Raw genomic sequence first — 17,825 nt, 5'->3', positions numbered from 1 at the left:
TTAGCCAGATCTTCGCCCGCTTGTTCCATACCAGCCTTGGCAGCATCCGAGAGCTTTTCCTGTGTAAAAAAACTCTTCAACCATTGCCAAAAGTTGGAAAAGCTTTGTTTAACGCCCTCCCACAAATTGCCAAACCACTCGACAACAGAGGAAAGTCCTTGTTTAAACTTTTGCCAATGGGAAGAGAAGTCGAAAGCAGCAGCAATGATGTTTTTCCATTTGGTGATGGTTGCCGTATCGGAACCAAAATAAACCAAGACGTGTGCGCCAGTCATGGTAAAGCGCAACACACGTAGAGCAATGTTAAAAGCCATCAGGGCGGCAATAGTTTTGATAATGGCGCTCGTTAAAACGGGATGGTCCTTGCCCATGCCATTTTACAAAACGCGCATTTAATGGTAAAAAATAACCATAAAAACAATAAATTATCACGTATTTCTAACTAATCTCACCTCTTCCCACTTAGTACAAAACCTAATGTCAAACTACATCCAACGGAGTTTTGTATAGTATGTAGCCTTTCGGAAATTGTGGCTTATCGGCGGATTCTACATATTTTTATATTTTATTTGTTCAAAGAAGATACTGAGCACTCAAAGAACCCTCAACGCTCTATTAAAGCCTTCTCTCATTTTTGCTGTCAAAAACTCATTCGATACATAATGTAGGTAAGAACAATCAATTATCACATATCCACTCTAATTTCACCTTTTTCCACTCAATATAAAATATAAAGTATAAAGTAAATTATACACAAAAATATTTGTTATTTATTAACTTTAAAAATATAAAATATCTTATTTTTTTGAAAATGTACAATATTAAAAACACTACTATTCTTATTTATATTATATTTTTAATTTATTTTTATATAACTGTACTTGTTTAATTATACATCAATAAATATTAAAATAAATGAATATTGATATAAAATAATATGTACCATTAATAAAAAACTTATTTTTAAAATATAATTATATAAAAATACATTATGAAATAAATTTAATATTACATAATTAAACATAAATACAACTTTAAATTTGACAAAAAAAGCAAAACAAAATATCAAAGTGCTGTGTTATTAAAATAAAAGCAATATCTATTTCCACTTCTGCTTATGAAGTTAGCGGGAAAATGAATGTTGGGGGCTTTAAAAGGAGTAGACTGATGCCTAAAAAATTTCTTCTATCCTGCACAGCAATTGTGGCAGTTGTACTTTCTGGTATCAATCTTAATGCACAAGCTAAAAATCTTGAAATTTCAGAAAATAAAAAAGAAGTTTCCAACGAAACCTACGAAATTATTCACGCAAAAAAAGGTGGTCAAATTATCGGCAAGCATTTGACGATAATCGGAAACAAAAAAACAAACACCAACATAGGCACAAATGCGCACGCTATAACAGCTGAAGGTTCTAACACTGCGATTGAATTACTGGATGGTACAACCATTAAAGGAACTGGTTCTAGCATTTTCTTCGGTCTTGAAGCAAAGGATGGTGCTACACTGAAAATGACTGGGGGAACTATCACAGTTTCCAACACTGGCACTAAATTCTTGAACAGTAAGAATGCTGAAAACAAGCTAAAAGATATAATAATATCAAGTGGCAAAGGCAAAGCTCCACTAACTTTTGCAATATTTGCAGACAAAGACAGTGAAGTCACTTTAGAAAATGTAAAAGTGACTAAGGCAACGAATAGCGTTACAGCAAATAATAAATCTGAAATCACGATATTGGGAGGATCATTTGATGCCACAAAGGCAGCAATATCTGCTTACAATGGCAGTCGCGTAACTCTAACTAACAATGTTCAAACTACATCATCTCATGGCACTGGACTCCATGCAACAGATTCAGAAACCACAATCGAAATGACGGGAGGAAGCGTAATCACAGAAAAAATGGCGTTGGTTGCAGAAAACGGTGGACATATCAAGGTCACGGATGTTGCGTTAACTGCGACGAATGATAAAATCGGAACAGTTGTCGCCGGCGGTCCGAACAGCGTGATTGAATTGCATGGGAATACAACAATTAAGAATGCTGTAATCGGTCTTCATGCACAAAACAGTGGAATGATTAAAATGATCGGAGGGACCATTACAGCTTCTGCAACCGGCGCTGGTTTCTATAATAGTAAGAGCAATGGAAACAAGCTAAAAAATGTGAAAATATCGGGCAGTAACCATAAAGAGCCTAAAATCACAGGAATAGGTGCCGACAAGGAAAGCAACGTCACTTTAGAAAATGTAACAGTTACGCAGGCAAAAAGTGGCATAGTTGCAAATAATCATTCTAAAGTAACGGTTTCTGGAGGATTATTTGAGGGCAAAAACGTAGGGGTATACGCTGGAAACGGCAGCAACATTACTTTAACCAGCAATAAAAAAGGTAACGTTCAAGTTACATCAACATCATCGAATAGCAAAGGACTCTACACAAATGGTTTACATTCTACCATCACAATGACGGGAGGAACAGTAACCGGAGAATTAGCGTTGGTCGCAGAAAACGGTGGACATATTAAGGTCACGGATGTTGCTCTAACAACAAATGAACATGGGGGCAAGGTCACTGATGTTCCTATAATAGGCGCAGGAGTCAATAGCGCTAATAGTATGATTGAATTATATGGCAATACAACGATTAAGAATGCTGGTGTTGGGCTTGTGGCAAGTAACGGTGGCGTAATTAAAATGATTGGGGGGACTATTACAACTTCTAAAACTGGTGTTGGCTTCGTGAACAGTAAGAGCGCCGAAAGTAAACTAGAAAATGTAATAATATCAACCGGTAAAGATAAAAATTCAGGCAAAGGAATTCTTCTAGAGAAAGAAAGTGGTCTCACTTTAAAAAATGTAAAAGTGACTCAAACAGGCAACAGCGTAATTGCAAATAATCGTTCTAACATAACAATCTCTGGAGGATCATTTGATTCAAGCTATGCAACAATATGTGCTCAAAACGGTAGCAGTATCACCTTAACGGACAATGCTCAAATTACGTCACATGATGAAGCAGGCCTCTATGCACGAGACTCAAAATCCACAATTACAATGACAACAGGAAACGTGACAGGAAAATATACAGCCTTAGAAGCAGACATAGGTGGCCATATTACGGTTACAAATGTTGCTTTAAAAGCAACTAATAATGGCAGTGGTGTAGCTGCTGGTGCAGCTGCCTCTGGCTCTAACAGTGTGATTGAATTGCTTGGCAATACAACGATCAGTGACGTTAAAATCGGAATTGATGCGCAAAACGATAGCACAATCAAAATGATCGGAGGAACCATTACTGCTTCCGAAGCAGGCGTTCACTTGTTAAAAAACAAGAGCAATAACAAACTGAAAGATGTAACGATATTAAATCGTAAGGATAATGCACTACTAATCAATGCAATAATTGCAAGAAGAAGTGCCATTACTTTAGAAAATGTAACCGTTCCGCAAGCAATCAATAGCATAATTTCAGATAATGGTTCTCAAATAACAGTTTCTGGAGGATCATTTAACGCAAAAGGTGCAGCAGTATCTGCTATAAACGGCAGTACTATTACTTTAACTGACAATGCTCAAATTACATCATCTGATGACAGTGGGCTCTATGCAAAAGATTCAAAATCCACCATCACCATAACGGGAGGAACAGTACAAGGTAAAACTACTGCATTATTTGCCGGAAACGGCGGACATATTAAAGCCACGAATGTTACTCTAATAACAGCAGATAATAACGGATTCGGTGCGGAAAGCCAAGATGTTGGCAGTTTAGTTGAATTATATGGCCATACAACGATTAAAAATGCTGAGATCGGACTTTATTCAGAAAATGGCAGCACAATCAAAATGAGTGGAGGGACAATAATTGCCGAAAATAGTGCATTTGTTGTAAATAATAATGGACATATTGATGTAACAAATGTTTCTGCCACAGCAGAAGATAGAGGTATCGCATTTGAAAAGTCTAAGAACAATAGAACATCAGAAATCAATTTAACCAATACAAAACTTCATATTAAAAACGGTACTGGAATTAATGCAAATGAATCAATTGGTAAAGCCAATCTCAAAAATTCAGAAATCCGTGCCAATGTTTTATTAGTAACCGAAGCTTCAACGAAAAAAAATGATTTCACTTTTACACTAAACGCCGATCGCTCCATCTTAGACGGCAAAGTGAGCACTGAAAAAAAATTCAAAACAGTCTTTGATTTGCAAAACAATACGAAATGGACATTGAAAACAAGCACAAATAAAAAAAGCCAGAACAAAAAACTGCTTGATATTGCTCAAAGAGCACGTTCTGATATTTCTGTCCTTAACATCAATAACAGCTCTATTGTTTTTGAAGAGCCAACTGAAAATCATTATCACACGTTGCACATAGGATCTGGCAGACCAAATACTAAAAAAGTCTACAATGCTACAGGAAAAGCAGAAATTCATTTCAACGTCGAATGGAGTGATAGTGCTGCCATAAACAAACAAAAAGCTGACCATCTTCTGATTCACGGTGATGTTTCAGGTACTACACTGGTTTATATCACTGGACATTTAGAAAAGAACAATATTAAAGCAGACGCTTCTGCTCTTACCAGTGCACGTGGTCTTTCACTCATTCAAGTTTTTGGGAAAGTAAATCAAAACTCTTTCAAACTTGCACAGGACTATATCACAATAAGTGGTTCACCTTATAAATATATACTGAAAGCTTATGGACCAAAATCAAACCACAGTAAAACAAATGCTGAACAAAACCTTTTAGGAGAAAATAAAAATTTCTGGGATTTTCGCTTACAACCAGTACTGCTTGATAGCGACTCAAAAGTAAAAACCATCGTGCCATAAATACAAACTATTTGATCAAGCCCCAATGCTCTCTTGTACGCTGGATTGACCAATATGGCTAAGCAAAATGCAACTGTTAACCAATATGCGACATTTGTCTTAAGGAAAGAATAAGACAAACGGAATGGCTTTTTCTTATATACCTATGGAAAAACAGGAAGCTTATTTTTTGATAAGTAGTACTTCTAGTAGATATGGTTATAGCAGTGCTCATCTTCGTTATGCTGTTCTACAAGGAGCTATTAACCTTGTCGCGCAGAAGGGAAAAATATCTACAACACATTTGGGTCTTGTCCGAACCTACGGGCAACTCTCTTTCACCCCCAAAGATATGCAAGACAGCAAGTAAGAGCATATTGAATAAATAGTCATTTCAACTCACCGCCGCCTATGGCAGTAAACAGCGTGACAATGGTTTCTATCTTGATACGCTTTTATCCTATGGGATAATAAAGGGAGATATCACCAATGCTCTCATTGGTAAAACTGCAAAATTGAAAAACGCCAAAATGTTGAGTATCTCCACCACTGTTGGCAAACAATTTGCAACGGGTATCCAAGGCGTAACATTCGAACCGCAGGCACAGCTTGCCTATCAACATTTGATGTTTGATACCATTAAAGATGCTGATAATCTGACCATTAAGATGCAAAATCCTTCTCAATGGATAATCCCGTGTTGGTGGACGTTTGACAAAAACCATTGCCACTGAAAACAGCCGTCCTATGTCTTTCTATGGAAAAGTAAACTTAATCAAAACCTTTGGTGATGATCAGACATTCCATATTGATAAGTATTATAAATGTGACCCCTCGGGAAGTTTCGTTGAAGGTGGCCCACAATTGTCCGCTAACCTCTCCCTTCATGGTGATGTCAGCTATCAACAAAAGCTTCAAAAACTGGTATAAGTGGTGCAAGCTTTTCAGGAGGAATACTCTATCAGTTTTAAATCAAGACTGTAAAAATAGCCTATTCAATTTAACAAAAAGGCAGCATATTGCTGCCTTTTTGGTTTATTATAAGCTGTTTTTAAGCGCTTTTTTAAATAGAGAACAGCGAAATATTTGAAGACAGTCATTGACCATTGGATGTTTTTTACAAAAAATTCTTTTTATAAAGAATAAAACTGTAAAAAAGAGAACAACCAAAAACAAAATGATATTGTAAAATAATGAGAAGCTTTTCTAGAAAATACAACATTACTATCGTTTGTTATTTCTCACGAATTTAATGCTTAAAATTCCAAAATAAAACTTTTGAACATAAAATGATAAGTAAAAAATAATGCAATAATATCAAACAAAGGGATGTATGTTATAAGTCACTCATATATTTCAAAATGGAAGTTCTAATAGGATTTAAAATATTACAGCTCAAACACTGCCCAGAAAATTCATACTGAAAAAATCCTATTATCCCCTTCCCTCTTAACAATGCCGCCAAACATCTCCAGAAACTTCAAAACAAATAAAATTGCATTTTCTCTTCTGTAAAATTGATCATGCTCTTTGCTCTCTATGGACAATAGGCTCTATACTTGCTTCAAAAAACTCCTTTGTATAATCGTGTTGCGCATGTAGATTACGCAATTCATCATTGCTAAGCTCTTCAAGAATAATCCCTTTATGCATAATTCCAACACGTTCACAAATATGTGCAACAACAGCAAGATCATGGGATACCATTAAATAAGTAAGCTTTTTTCTCACGCGCAGTGATTTCAACAAGTTTAAAATTTCAGCCTGTACCGACACATCCAATGCAGATGTTGGCTCATCAAGCAACAACACCTCTGGCTCAATAATTAAAGCACGTGCAAGAGCAATACGCTGACGCTGCCCTCCAGACAACTCATGAGGATAACGATAAAGAAATGAAGAATCTAAACCAACGGAATCTAAAGCATCCTCCACCCGCTCTCTTTGATTATCCATTCCATGGATTTTGAGCGATTCAGAAAGAACCGTATGGACCATTTTTCTTGGATGCAGCGAAGCATAAGGATCTTGAAAAACCATTTGAATACAGCGTAAAAAATCCTTACTTCTTTTCTTTTCAACTTCTTGTCCAGCAAAAAGGAATTTTCCACTATAATCTGGAATAAGCCCCACCAATGTATTCAAAATAGTTGACTTTCCACATCCGGATTCACCAATCAAACCATAAGCTTCACCACGCTTAATATGAAAATTAACATTTTTAACAACTGTTACTGCCTTATGCCTGTGCCCAAAAGTTACAGATAAATTAGAAACATCAATAATATTCTCACAATTTGTCATGAGGAACCTCCTCAACGCCATTAACAATCGTAGGATTATACAACCAATCAGGATCACGCTCAGGAACAGCCAAAATATCAACTGGATTATCAAGCCGTGGCAAACTCGCGAGCAACGCCTTTGTATAAGGATGACAAGCGTGAGACAAATCAGAAGCAGGCAACTCTTCTAAGACACGGCCCGCATACATCACCAAAATACGATCACAAAAATCAGCAATCATATTTAAATCATGACTAATGAAAATAAGTCCCGTTCCAGATTTTGTCACAAGTTCATCTAATACAGATAAAACTTGTCGTCTGACCGTAATATCAAGTGCAGATGTTGGCTCATCAGCAATAATTAAATCAGGTTTTGGAATGAGCATCATTGCAATCATCACGCGCTGCCCCATCCCCCCAGATATTTCATGAGGAAAGAGACGCATCACATGTTCAGGATCACGAATATGAACAGATTCTAACATAGATATGGTGCGCTCCCTCGCTTCAGCTTTTGAAACACGGTAATGAATACGGTAAGCCTCCATAATCTGTTCCCCGATCCGTATTAATGGATTAAGTGAATATTTGGGATCCTGTAAAATCATTGAAATACGTTTCCCACGGATTTTTCGCATCTGAGGTTCACTTGCGGCCAATAAATCAACATCCTCAAAGCGCATTTTTTTAGCTTTAACAATGGCTGCTTTTGGACTCAATCTTAGTATTGCGCGCCCAGTCATCGATTTTCCAGATCCGGATTCACCAACAATTCCAATTTTTTCTTTTCCAACAGAAAAACTAACGCCACGCACAACTTCTGAAATGCCGCGCGTTGTAGGAAAAGAAATACGTAAATCTTCTACTTCTAATAATTTATTACCCATTGCGTGGATCCAATACATCACGAAGACCATCACCTAAAAGGTTGAAAGCAAGACTTGCAAATAATATTGCACAGCCTGGTATTGCCGCCAACCACCAATTTGTCATCATAAATTCCCGCCCTGAAGAAAGCATCGCACCCCATTCAGGACTTGGAAGTTGAGCTCCCAACCCTAAAAAACCAAGACCAGCAGCCGTTAAAATAATTCCAGACATATCCAAAGTTAATCGTACAATCACTGAAGGAATACACATGGGCGCAACATGAAACAAAATAATTCGCCAAGCAGAGGCCCCTTGCAGGCGAACTACAGAAACATAATCAGAAGAACGTATTGTCAAAGTCTCAGCACGTGCTAAACGTGCAATTGGTGGCCATGCTGCAATTGAAATTGCAATAGAAGCATTTTCAATCCCTGGTCCCAATGCGGCTGAAAATGCAAGAGCTAAAATCAAACCTGGAAAAGCAAGAAAAATATCGACAATGCGCATGAGCACAGTATCAACCCATCCGCCCATATAACCAGATACAGTTCCAACAATAAGCCCTATTGGACCTACAATAACTGTTGTAAGAAAAACAACATAAAGAGTAATACGGGAACCAAAAACAAGGCGACTAAAAATATCACGTCCCAATTCATCTGTTCCAAAATAATGCGCCATAGAGGGTGGCTGCAACCGATGCCCCAGATCATTGCTAAGAAAATCATGCGTAGCAATCCAAGGAGCAAAAAATGCACATATGATAATAATACAAATAATAAGCAGACCGAATACAGCCGAAAAGTTATGAAAAAACTTAGCCAGTGCGTGATAAATTCTTTGTATGTTCGCTTGAATTATGGAGTTTGGAACAGGATCGTTTAACCAACTACCCAAAGAAGATGATGATTGCGATTTATGATGATTACTTACTGTCATATTCAACGTGTCCTTGGATCAAAAATGCGATAAAGCAAATCAGAAAATAAATTAATGGCGACAAAGATAAATCCTACAAGTAAAGTACATCCTACAACTGCATTCATATCTCCGGCTAAAAGAGCATTTGTCAAGTAATGTCCAAAACCAGGCCAAGCAAAAACTGTCTCCGTTAAAACAGCCCCTTCTAATAAAAAAGCATAAGAAAGTGCAACAACGGTAATAATTTGAACAGCAGCATTTCGAAAGGCATGCCCCCAAACGGTTCGCGCCCACGATAATCCCTTTACACGTGCAGTAATGATATATTCCTGATTAAGCTGCTCAATCATAAACCCACGAGTCATACGGCTAATATAAGCCATAGCACCGAAAGCCAAGATCAAAGCAGGCATAATAACGTGACTAAAAACATTACCAAAAGCCTGCCATTGTCCTTGGCTTGCAGTATCCCAAAGGAAAAATCCTGTTTTTGGTTCAAAAGAATATTCATAAAGAAAATCAAGTCGTCCTGGGCCACCAACCCAGCCAAGCTTGGCGTAAAATATTAACAACGCCATTAATCCGAGCCAAAATGTTGGAGTAGAATAACTTACAAGTGTAAAAACACGGACAACATAATCAATAAATGAATCGCGATACATTGCTGCAAAAACACCAAATGGAATTCCAAGACTTGTGCCAATAACAATAGCAACGGTTGCAAGCTCTAATGTTGCAGGAAACACACGCATAATATCGGCTAGAACAGGTCGCCCAGAAGTTAAAGCATCTCCAAAGTCAAACAAAAATACATTATGAAGATACTTCCAATATTGGACAATCAACGGCTTATCAAGACCCAGCTTATAATACATTGCATCATAAGCTTCCTGACTGATATTATCACCAAGAATAGACAGAACCGGATCTAGAGGAAGAAGATGACCAAGAAAAAAAGTGATCGTCACCAACCCAAGCAATGTGATAAAAACTGAAATAAGAAGTTTCAATCCTTTGCATAAAAAATCCCATAAAAATAATTTTTTCTGCTTTTCTGATACAGCTCTTTCAGTCTCTGAAAGTGGCAAAACCATTATAAAAATCCCCTCTGTAGCGACAAAACATAAAGCAAATACTTTTTTATATAACAAAACAATCTCTTATTAAGCATGTTCTACAATCCTTTTCTATAACATGCTTCTTTTTATTTTTCTGCTTCATTGTAATAAAGTCTATAACTGTTCCAAATCCATTTTTTGACATCAGGCCCCATACCAACGGTATAATATGTCTGAAATAAATAAACCATAGGACCATGCTCTAGCACATAATGCTGTAAAGTACGATATTGCATGATACGCTTATTGGGGTCTTTCTCAAACAAAGCATCCATCACCATGTTATTAATATTTTCATCATAATACCCAGCGCGCCAAGCTAAATACATATTGTGCTTTTTTGTAAATGTTGGATCAGGGTTAAACACGTGATTTAATGAAGCAGGATGTCCATCAGGATCGGCACTCCCCCACCCCATAATAGCAGTATCATAATTTCCACCACGTACACGGCTCAACAATTGATTTTGTGCCATTTTTTCAATTGTAAGCTCAACACCAATTTTGCGTGCATTGGCTTGAATAGACTGTGCAACAGACGACATATAACTAAGGCTTCCAACTAAAAGATTAGCTTTAAACCCATTAGGATAACCAGCTTCAGTAATCAGTTGTTTTGCTTTTTTCAAATCCAACTGAAAAGGCAAACCTTCTTTTTCATCTAAAGCACCTGGAACACCTAAAGACATATAAGTTGCCCGAGGAATAGCAATCCCTTTCAAAACAGTTTTTCCAAGACCTTCATAATCAACCAAATAACGAAGTGCCAATCTGACCTTTTCATTCGCAAAAATTGCATTCTTATTATTTAACGATAAGTAAATAATCTGCGGACGCAAAACACGACTAATTTTGACTGGGCCTCCTTTTTTTTCAAGATCTAAAATATCCTCTGAAGAAAGATCACGCACTATATCCACATCACCTTTTTCCAAAAGAAGTCTTTGACTTGATGAATCCGCTACATGCTGCACAACAATCTGCTTAATTTTAGGCACATCGCCCCAATAATGTTGTGTCGCCTCTAACACAACTTTATCTCCTGGAGACCAGCTCACCAATTTATAAGGTCCAACACAAGCTGTATGTGTTGCTAAATATTTATTCCCCATATCACCGTTAATACTCTGTGCTTCAATTGTTTTCCGATCAAGCAAAGCAGAAGCATAAGATTGTCCAATAACAGTCAATATGAGCTGAATAGGATAGGGTTTATCTAATTTTAATTGTAAAGTCTTATCATCAAGAGCCTGAATATTTGTTTCAATATTGTTTTTGGTAAACCCATAATCCATTAAAGATTGAGCATAGCTTAATCCTAATTTAATAATCCGTCGCATCGACCATACCAAATCTTGCGCTGTAGCCATCCTTCCATCATTAAACTTTAAATCATCACGAAGATGAAAGACTATTCTTTTGCCATTGTCTAAAACGTCCCAAGATTTTGCCATAGCAGGGCGAATTTTTGTAGGATCATGCTCATCATATTGCACTAACGCGCTGCAAATATTCGTTAATAACTCACTCGTCACAACCTCAACAGTTTGCGCTGGATCAAAACTACTAATTGAATCAATATTCCATGCCATTACCAATATATCTTTAGATGAGGCACTGAATGCCGTTGTTACAGCCCCATTAAAAAAAATGATTGAGCTTAATAAAATAGAAATTTTTTTCAATATTCTTTGTTTTCCCATTTTATCTCTTCCTTTTGTATTCTTCTACCTTTTCACACAAAGTGATTGTGATTTTGCTTAAATAGCATAGCATTAGACATCAATTTCATTTAATCAAACTAAGCATCTACAAAATAATTTTCTTATACATCAGTCTATATTCGGGATGCAGAGAATCTATAACCATAAACAAAGATCCTCCCCAATATAACTTTCTATATTCATCGCTCCCTATAAACGATCTTAATTATATACTGCTACTACACAAACATCCCTCACAGTTTCATCCTAAAAAAACTGAAGAGCTTTATATGGGAGAATATTTTCATCATGCAATTATGATTAAGCTCTTTTTAGCTTTGATAACACTAAAAAGACACACTTATTTTTCAATTTTACTATAAAAAATACGCGGTGCACTATTCCAAACCCATTTTTTGACATCAGGCGTCATCGCGACAACGCTATATTGTTGAAAGATAAACGCATAAGGTCCTTTTTGCATTAATTCACGTTGTAAATCAGCATAGAGTTGCGCTCGTTTTTGCGGATTTTTTTGAAACAACGCTTCTTCAACTTTTTGATTCATCTTAGCATCAAAATACCCATGCTTCCAACTAGGATAGGCTGTATTTTTAGCCTCAAAACGATTATCTGGATTGAAAATAAGACGTGAAGCCATGGTATGAGGATCCGCAGAATCATTATTCCATCCGATAAAAGCCGTATCAAAAGCTCGAGCATCCACTTTTGAAAATAACTGTGTACCTGCTACACGTTCAATTTTAAGACGCACGCCCGCCTGTGCAGCACTATCCTGGAGTGACTGAGCAAGTAACAAAGTATAAGGAGTGTTTGACACGAGAAAATTTGCCTCAAATCCATTCGGATAACCAGCTTCTGCTAAAAGCTGCTTGGCTTTTGCAATATCAAGTTTAAAGGGTTGCCCCTCTTTTTCATCCAAAGCCCCAAAGTTGCCAAGAGGAATAAAACTGGCCCGTGGGATACCAATCCCTTTGAGAAGCTTCTTGCCAAGACCTTCATAATCTATGAGATAACGCATCGCCAAACGTACTTTTTCCTTAGCAAAAATAGGATTCGTCGTATTGAATCCCCAGTACATCATAGTTGGCACTAACACTCTTTCAACTTTAACATCTGTTGTTTTTTGCAGATCTGCAAGATCTTCAGGTGTCAAATTACGAGCAACATCAATATCATGTTTTTGCAACAACAAACGTTGTGTTCCGGGCTCTGCAACATGGCGAATTAAAATCTGCTTCAGTTTAGGCGCTTGTCCCCAATAGTGAGAGCTTGCACGCAACAAAAGAGCTTCTCCAGGGCGCCAACTTTTTAACTGATAAGGACCAACACAAGCAGCATGACCTTTCAAATACTGATTTCCAAAATCGCCATCTTTTTCGTGTTTCATAATCGTCTTACGATCAAGCAAAGCTGTTGCACGACTCGCAACAATATTATTAAGAATGAGCTCTGCTGGATAAGGCTTATCAAATTTCATCACAACCGTTTTCTCATCGGGAGCTTGCAAAGCATCATCAACATTTTGTTCTGTAATTCCATATTCATTAAAAATTGCCGCATTACCCATCTTCAATTTGACAATCCGCTTCATACCCCAAACAAGATCATTGGCATTGGCTGATCTGCCATCATTAAACTTCAAACCATCACGTAAATGAAAAGTAATCACCGTACTGTGATCATCACCTGAAACATCCCAATGTGTTGCTAAAACGGGAACCATTTTAGCAGGATCATCTGTCGCAGTACTCACCAAGTTATCACAAATATTGTAAATAATTTCACTTCCATAAACATCATTAAGTTGTGCGGGATCAAACGTACTGATTGCATCAAGATTCCAAGCCATCACAAGGGTATCAGCGGGTGTTTTTGCTGAAACCTGTTGTACAACCATCGCCAAAGCTATAAAAGCAGCAACAAGAGAGCTGCTACTTTTCAATATTGTTTTCTTCAAGTTCATAAACTTTTCCCTTTATTTATTTTTATCAATTAATGACGCTGAAATAATATAGCAAATTTATAATTATAACATTGAATAAATACGTTCTAATCGCCTATATTTTTAATCACCTACACAGAGTCATCTACTTGATAAATTCATTGACTTACGTCTCAATAAACCATAACGAACATGCAATATATGTTTTGCTAACCAGTATTACATTCTTTTCATAACCTCTTTGCATATGATAATGCACTATATCAGTTCTCTATTAATCATCAATAAGCCTTGTCGCCCCAAAAATAGTGAGCTTTAAAAAAATCATTACGCAAAAATTTATGAATTCATTATTCTATTCCTTTAGGCGACATTTAAAATAAAATATGCAAACTTTAAAAATAGTCATCCCCCTCAAACACTGTTTCAAGATACGGCGCATCTTTACTACATGACAAAAACGACACTGGAACAGCAGAAAGACATAAGAAAATATCTTTTCTAAAACGCTACCCCCCACAAAAATCTGCTTAATCTTTTGAAAACTAAGTGTCAAAAGTTTTACGTTTTTACCAACAAAACCAAACGCGTTAACAAAGATAAAGGAAAAATGAGAAGAAGCATTCCTTCCACGCTTTATCTTTTGAGAAATAAAGCTTACAATAAAAGAATATACACTAAAATGCATTCTCTCATTGATAAAAATAAAATTCATTAGACGTTTCCCCCCTAAAGACATAACGAATATAAACCCTTCTAAACTTTGGCGTGCATCATTGCTTTACCACTATAAAAATAGAATAGAAAACAACATACCGCAACAGAACTCTCGTTTCCAGCGGAAACATACAGAGATTCAACGAAGCAATGTAGTGGATACAAGCCTGCATGAGCTTAATCATCTTCCAAAAAATTGGAGCGCACACGCGGCAAGATCACTCTACTAATAGAGGAAAGCTATCAGATAATAAAACCCAACACAAGCAGCTTGAGTCATTTAACTTCAATTTTTCATCGCTGCATTTCATTTTATATTGCCTAGGTAAGCATTGGGCAATCAACCTACATATAAATAAACCAACAGTCATACAAGCAAAGAAAAACAATGCAACAACAGCACCCCATCTAACAACCACTTTGCATTCGTCAACAAACATGAATAAAATATTCATTAATTATAACAGTCATGTTATTAACGGAAATAAAAAAACTCTTCTGAATCATTACAAATACCAAAGACTGTTTCATAACACTGAGAGCTAGTAAATGTGTGATGGTGCCGATCTTCTCCTTCATAAGCGTAAAGATGGAGTGCACGATGGATTTACTGTCATAGTATTCATGAGCTGCGTCGCAAAATGGGCCTTGGTGTAACTAGATGTTTCTTTAAAACATACAAGACATCACCATGATCTAACTTCAGATACATAACAGTTAAGATATCACTCCTTTTTGCGTCTGTTTTTTCATCCTCAAAATTATACCTTTATCGTTTTTAGTGCCAACAACAATAGAAAATCATTACTATTGTATAGTTTGTATATTTCAATTATCTTATACAGGGGAATTGTATAATTTATATATTTGTTAAATAATTCAATTATTATCCTATTAATCATTACTCTTACAAAAGAAAGTTTGCCAATTTATCGACAAAAACATCCTTCAAGATGATCATTAACAATTCCTACGGACTGCATAAAAGCATAACAAATTGTGGGGCCAACGAATGTCCAACCACGTTTCTTCAAGTCTTGAGAAAGACGAAGAGAAGCAGGTGTCATAGGGTTAGCTAACAGTGTTTGAAAATCTATTTTTTCATAACGCTCCAATTGTGGTGGTTGAAAAGACCAAAAATAGTGGGACAAACTCCCCCACTCTGTTATAATTTCTTGTGCTCTCAATGCATTATTAAGCACTGATTGAATTTTTCCTTGATGGCGAACAATGTCTTTATTCTGCATTAACATTTGCACCTTCAGCTCATCATAATGAGCAATCTTTTCAAAGTCAAAGTGATCAAATGCAACGCGAAAAAAAGAGCGTTTTTTTAAAATTGTAAACCAAGAAAGCCCCGCTTGGAAACCTTCAAGACAAATTTTCTCAAACAAACGAATATCCTCAAAAATAGGCTTTCCCCATTCGGTATCATGATAAGCACAATAAAGTGGATCCGTTCCAGCCCATGCGCAACGAACTTTTTCATCCACTCCCTTAAGAAGACCTTCCGCAAGCATGGCATTAACCGTATTAAAAGAGAGTTCCTTGATCATCGCTTGGCGACTTTATCTGCTTGTGTTTTGACCGTTTAGAAAAAACAGGTTCTTGTGTTGCAACACTGATATCTCCATCAAAAAAGCGTAAATTTATTTGCCCTGTTTCAGGAAACTGAACCAATCGTTTAATGGGCTTATGATCTTTCCCCAAAGCCAAAACAAAACCGCGCTCCAAAATATTCTGATATGAAGTGCTTCTTAAAAGCCTAGATACTACCTCTAACCCAGCACGTTGTTTTTCCACACTACGCACAAAAGCACGCTGAAGACGTGCCGTATATTCCTTTGTATTGCGTTGTGCTTTTTCAATATTTAACAAACGCGGTGAAAAACGCACACCAAGTGCATGAAAAGAAAAACGTTTTTTATCGTAGCTTACACAAAGAGCACGCTGCAATCGACTTGAAGTTTCATCTAAACCACGCCGTGGTAAAGCAAAAAGTTGATCGGCAGTCGGAAGAGCTCGTAGAGTAGCACGCAATTTTTGTCGATAAAAATCCAAATAACGCGCGAGTCCCTTGCGCAAACGTGCATCAAGCGATGCCACCAGCACCTCGAGATCAAGCTTAACAGGAACAGCCCGTTCTGCTGCGGCGGTAGGAGTTGGAGCGCGCCAATCAGCCACATAATCAATCAAGGTCCAGTCCGTTTCATGCCCAACAGCAGAAATAACAGGAAGAGAAGATTCATAAACAGCACGAACAACAGCTTCGTCATTAAACCCCCACAAATCTTCTAAACTTCCTCCTCCCCGTGCAACAATAATAAGATCAGGTTTTGGAATAAGTCCACCTGGACCAAGAGCATTAAAACCTTCAACAGCAACAGCCACTTCCCTCCCACTTGTTTCCCCCTGAACACGTACAGGCCAAACCAAAATATGCAACGGAAAACGATCGGATATACGATGAATAATATCACGAATAACAGCACCTGTTGGTGATGTTACAACGCCTAAAATTCGAGGCATATAAGGCAAAGTTTTTTTCTTTTCTTCATCAAACAAGCCTTCTTCTAAAAACTTTTTCTTACGATTTTCAAGAAGTGTCATCAAAGCACCAACCCCCGTTGGTTCAAGAGCCTCAATGACAATTTGATATTTCGATGACCCTGGATAAGTTGTAAGTTTACCAACAGCAACTACTTCCATCCCTTCTTCAGGAGGGAATTTGAGCTTTTCCATAACTCCACGCCAAATAACAGCCTCCAACCGTGCCTTATCATCTTTTAAAGCAAAATAAGCATGTCCCGAAGCATGAGTACCACGGTACCCTGATATCTCCCCACGCACCCGTACATAACCAAACTTTTCTTCAACAACACGCTTTAGAGCCCCTGCTATTTCGGAAACAGTGAATTCTGCCACATTTGTTACACCTGTTTTTTCACTAAACAAACTTACCATTTTTCAATTCTTTACGCCCGTTTCTGTGAATCTTTTTGAAACAACACATCTTTAAACTTTTGATTTATAGCTTCATCAAAATACCCATAACACCGGCTAGAACAGCTTATATTTTTAATTTCAAATCGATTATCAGGGTTGTAAAAAAACTTGAAGCCGTTGTATGGGGATGTCTAGAGTCATTATTTCATCCGAAAATTGTATCAATAGAAGCTAAAATATTCAATCCTAACATCCAAACAAACACATCTTCTATAAGAATTCCTGAAATAAAATTCTCTACACAACATAGTAATCCATTCCCGATAGAATTCAATGTATTGCAAAGTATTAAAGAGCTTTGCAATACATCAAATATATCATGACCCTGTTTTTTATATTTTATAAACTTGATACCTTCTTATTTTTCAATTGCACTATAAAAAATACGTGGTGCACTATTCCA

Annotated in this window: 8 protein-coding genes and 3 pseudogenes; 2 read left to right on the top strand and 9 right to left on the bottom strand. The window is 37.0% G+C overall.

Annotation, left to right across the window (positions count from 1 at the left end; all coding sequences use genetic code 11):
* Positions 1-371: pseudogene (locus ACFIM6_RS07305) on the bottom strand (hypothetical protein); the annotation flags it as partial.
* Between the two features lie 763 nt (positions 372-1,134).
* On the opposite strand from ACFIM6_RS07305, the pseudogene ACFIM6_RS10225 reads away from it, so the two are divergent.
* A pseudogene (locus ACFIM6_RS10225) lies at positions 1,135-2,379 on the top strand (autotransporter outer membrane beta-barrel domain-containing protein); the annotation flags it as partial.
* Between the two features lie 1,521 nt (positions 2,380-3,900).
* Positions 3,901-5,804 (top strand): annotated as a pseudogene (locus ACFIM6_RS10220) (autotransporter outer membrane beta-barrel domain-containing protein); the annotation flags it as partial.
* A gap of 550 nt (positions 5,805-6,354) precedes the next feature.
* Here ACFIM6_RS10220 and ACFIM6_RS07280 read toward each other — a convergent pair.
* The 8 genes from ACFIM6_RS07280 to xseA form a co-directional block, all read right to left on the bottom strand.
* Positions 6,355-7,137 carry an ABC transporter ATP-binding protein gene (locus ACFIM6_RS07280; RefSeq protein ID WP_273790734.1) on the bottom strand — a complete coding sequence of 261 codons (783 nt, stop codon included), beginning with the start codon at positions 7,135-7,137 and terminating at the stop codon, positions 6,355-6,357.
* Positions 7,124-8,008 (bottom strand): ABC transporter ATP-binding protein, encoded by an 885-nt coding sequence (locus ACFIM6_RS07275; protein ID WP_273790733.1) that lies wholly within the window; start codon positions 8,006-8,008, stop codon positions 7,124-7,126. The genes ACFIM6_RS07280 and ACFIM6_RS07275 overlap by 14 nt, the downstream gene beginning before the upstream one ends.
* Complete coding sequence (locus ACFIM6_RS07270; RefSeq protein WP_273790732.1) at positions 8,001-8,930, bottom strand: ABC transporter permease; 930 nt, start codon at positions 8,928-8,930, stop codon at positions 8,001-8,003. Before ACFIM6_RS07270 ends, ACFIM6_RS07275 begins: the two co-directional genes overlap by 8 nt.
* A gap of 2 nt (positions 8,931-8,932) precedes the next feature.
* A complete protein-coding gene (locus ACFIM6_RS07265; protein ID WP_375612276.1) occupies positions 8,933-10,006 on the bottom strand; it encodes an ABC transporter permease in 1,074 nt (357 codons plus the stop codon).
* Positions 10,007-10,116: 110 nt separating this feature from the next.
* Entirely contained in the window at positions 10,117-11,733 is a 1,617-nt protein-coding gene (locus ACFIM6_RS07260; RefSeq protein WP_375612275.1) for an ABC transporter substrate-binding protein, read from the bottom strand.
* A 361-nt stretch (positions 11,734-12,094) separates the two neighbouring features.
* Positions 12,095-13,720 (bottom strand): ABC transporter substrate-binding protein, encoded by a 1,626-nt coding sequence (locus ACFIM6_RS07255; RefSeq protein WP_375612274.1) that lies wholly within the window; start codon positions 13,718-13,720, stop codon positions 12,095-12,097.
* 1,625 nt (positions 13,721-15,345) lie between these two features.
* Positions 15,346-15,972, bottom strand: coding sequence for a DNA-3-methyladenine glycosylase I (locus tag ACFIM6_RS07250; RefSeq protein WP_375612273.1), 627 nt, complete (start codon positions 15,970-15,972; stop codon positions 15,346-15,348).
* The gene (xseA, locus tag ACFIM6_RS07245) at positions 15,950-17,380 is read right to left on the bottom strand and encodes an exodeoxyribonuclease VII large subunit (protein ID WP_375612272.1); all 1,431 of its coding nucleotides are present in this window, start codon (positions 17,378-17,380) and stop codon (positions 15,950-15,952) included. Before xseA ends, ACFIM6_RS07250 begins: the two co-directional genes overlap by 23 nt.
* Positions 17,381-17,825: the final 445 nt, after the last annotated feature.

It is taken from the genome of Bartonella sp. AA9NXGY, from assembly GCF_042196845.1.
Lineage (GTDB): Bacteria > Pseudomonadota > Alphaproteobacteria > Rhizobiales > Rhizobiaceae > Bartonella.
This window is presented reverse-complemented; position numbering and strand designations above follow the sequence as displayed.

Coding starts and splice junctions, on each gene's coding strand:
- ACFIM6_RS07280 (WP_273790734.1), bottom strand. CDS start 7,137: ATGACAAATTGTGAGAATATTATTGATGTTTCTAATTTATCTGTAACT.
- ACFIM6_RS07275 (WP_273790733.1), bottom strand. CDS start 8,008: ATGGGTAATAAATTATTAGAAGTAGAAGATTTACGTATTTCTTTTCCT.
- ACFIM6_RS07270 (WP_273790732.1), bottom strand. CDS start 8,930: ATGACAGTAAGTAATCATCATAAATCGCAATCATCATCTTCTTTGGGT.
- ACFIM6_RS07265 (WP_375612276.1), bottom strand. CDS start 10,006: ATGGTTTTGCCACTTTCAGAGACTGAAAGAGCTGTATCAGAAAAGCAG.
- ACFIM6_RS07260 (WP_375612275.1), bottom strand. CDS start 11,733: ATGGGAAAACAAAGAATATTGAAAAAAATTTCTATTTTATTAAGCTCA.
- ACFIM6_RS07255 (WP_375612274.1), bottom strand. CDS start 13,720: ATGAACTTGAAGAAAACAATATTGAAAAGTAGCAGCTCTCTTGTTGCT.
- ACFIM6_RS07250 (WP_375612273.1), bottom strand. CDS start 15,972: ATGATCAAGGAACTCTCTTTTAATACGGTTAATGCCATGCTTGCGGAA.
- xseA (WP_375612272.1), bottom strand. CDS start 17,380: ATGGTAAGTTTGTTTAGTGAAAAAACAGGTGTAACAAATGTGGCAGAA.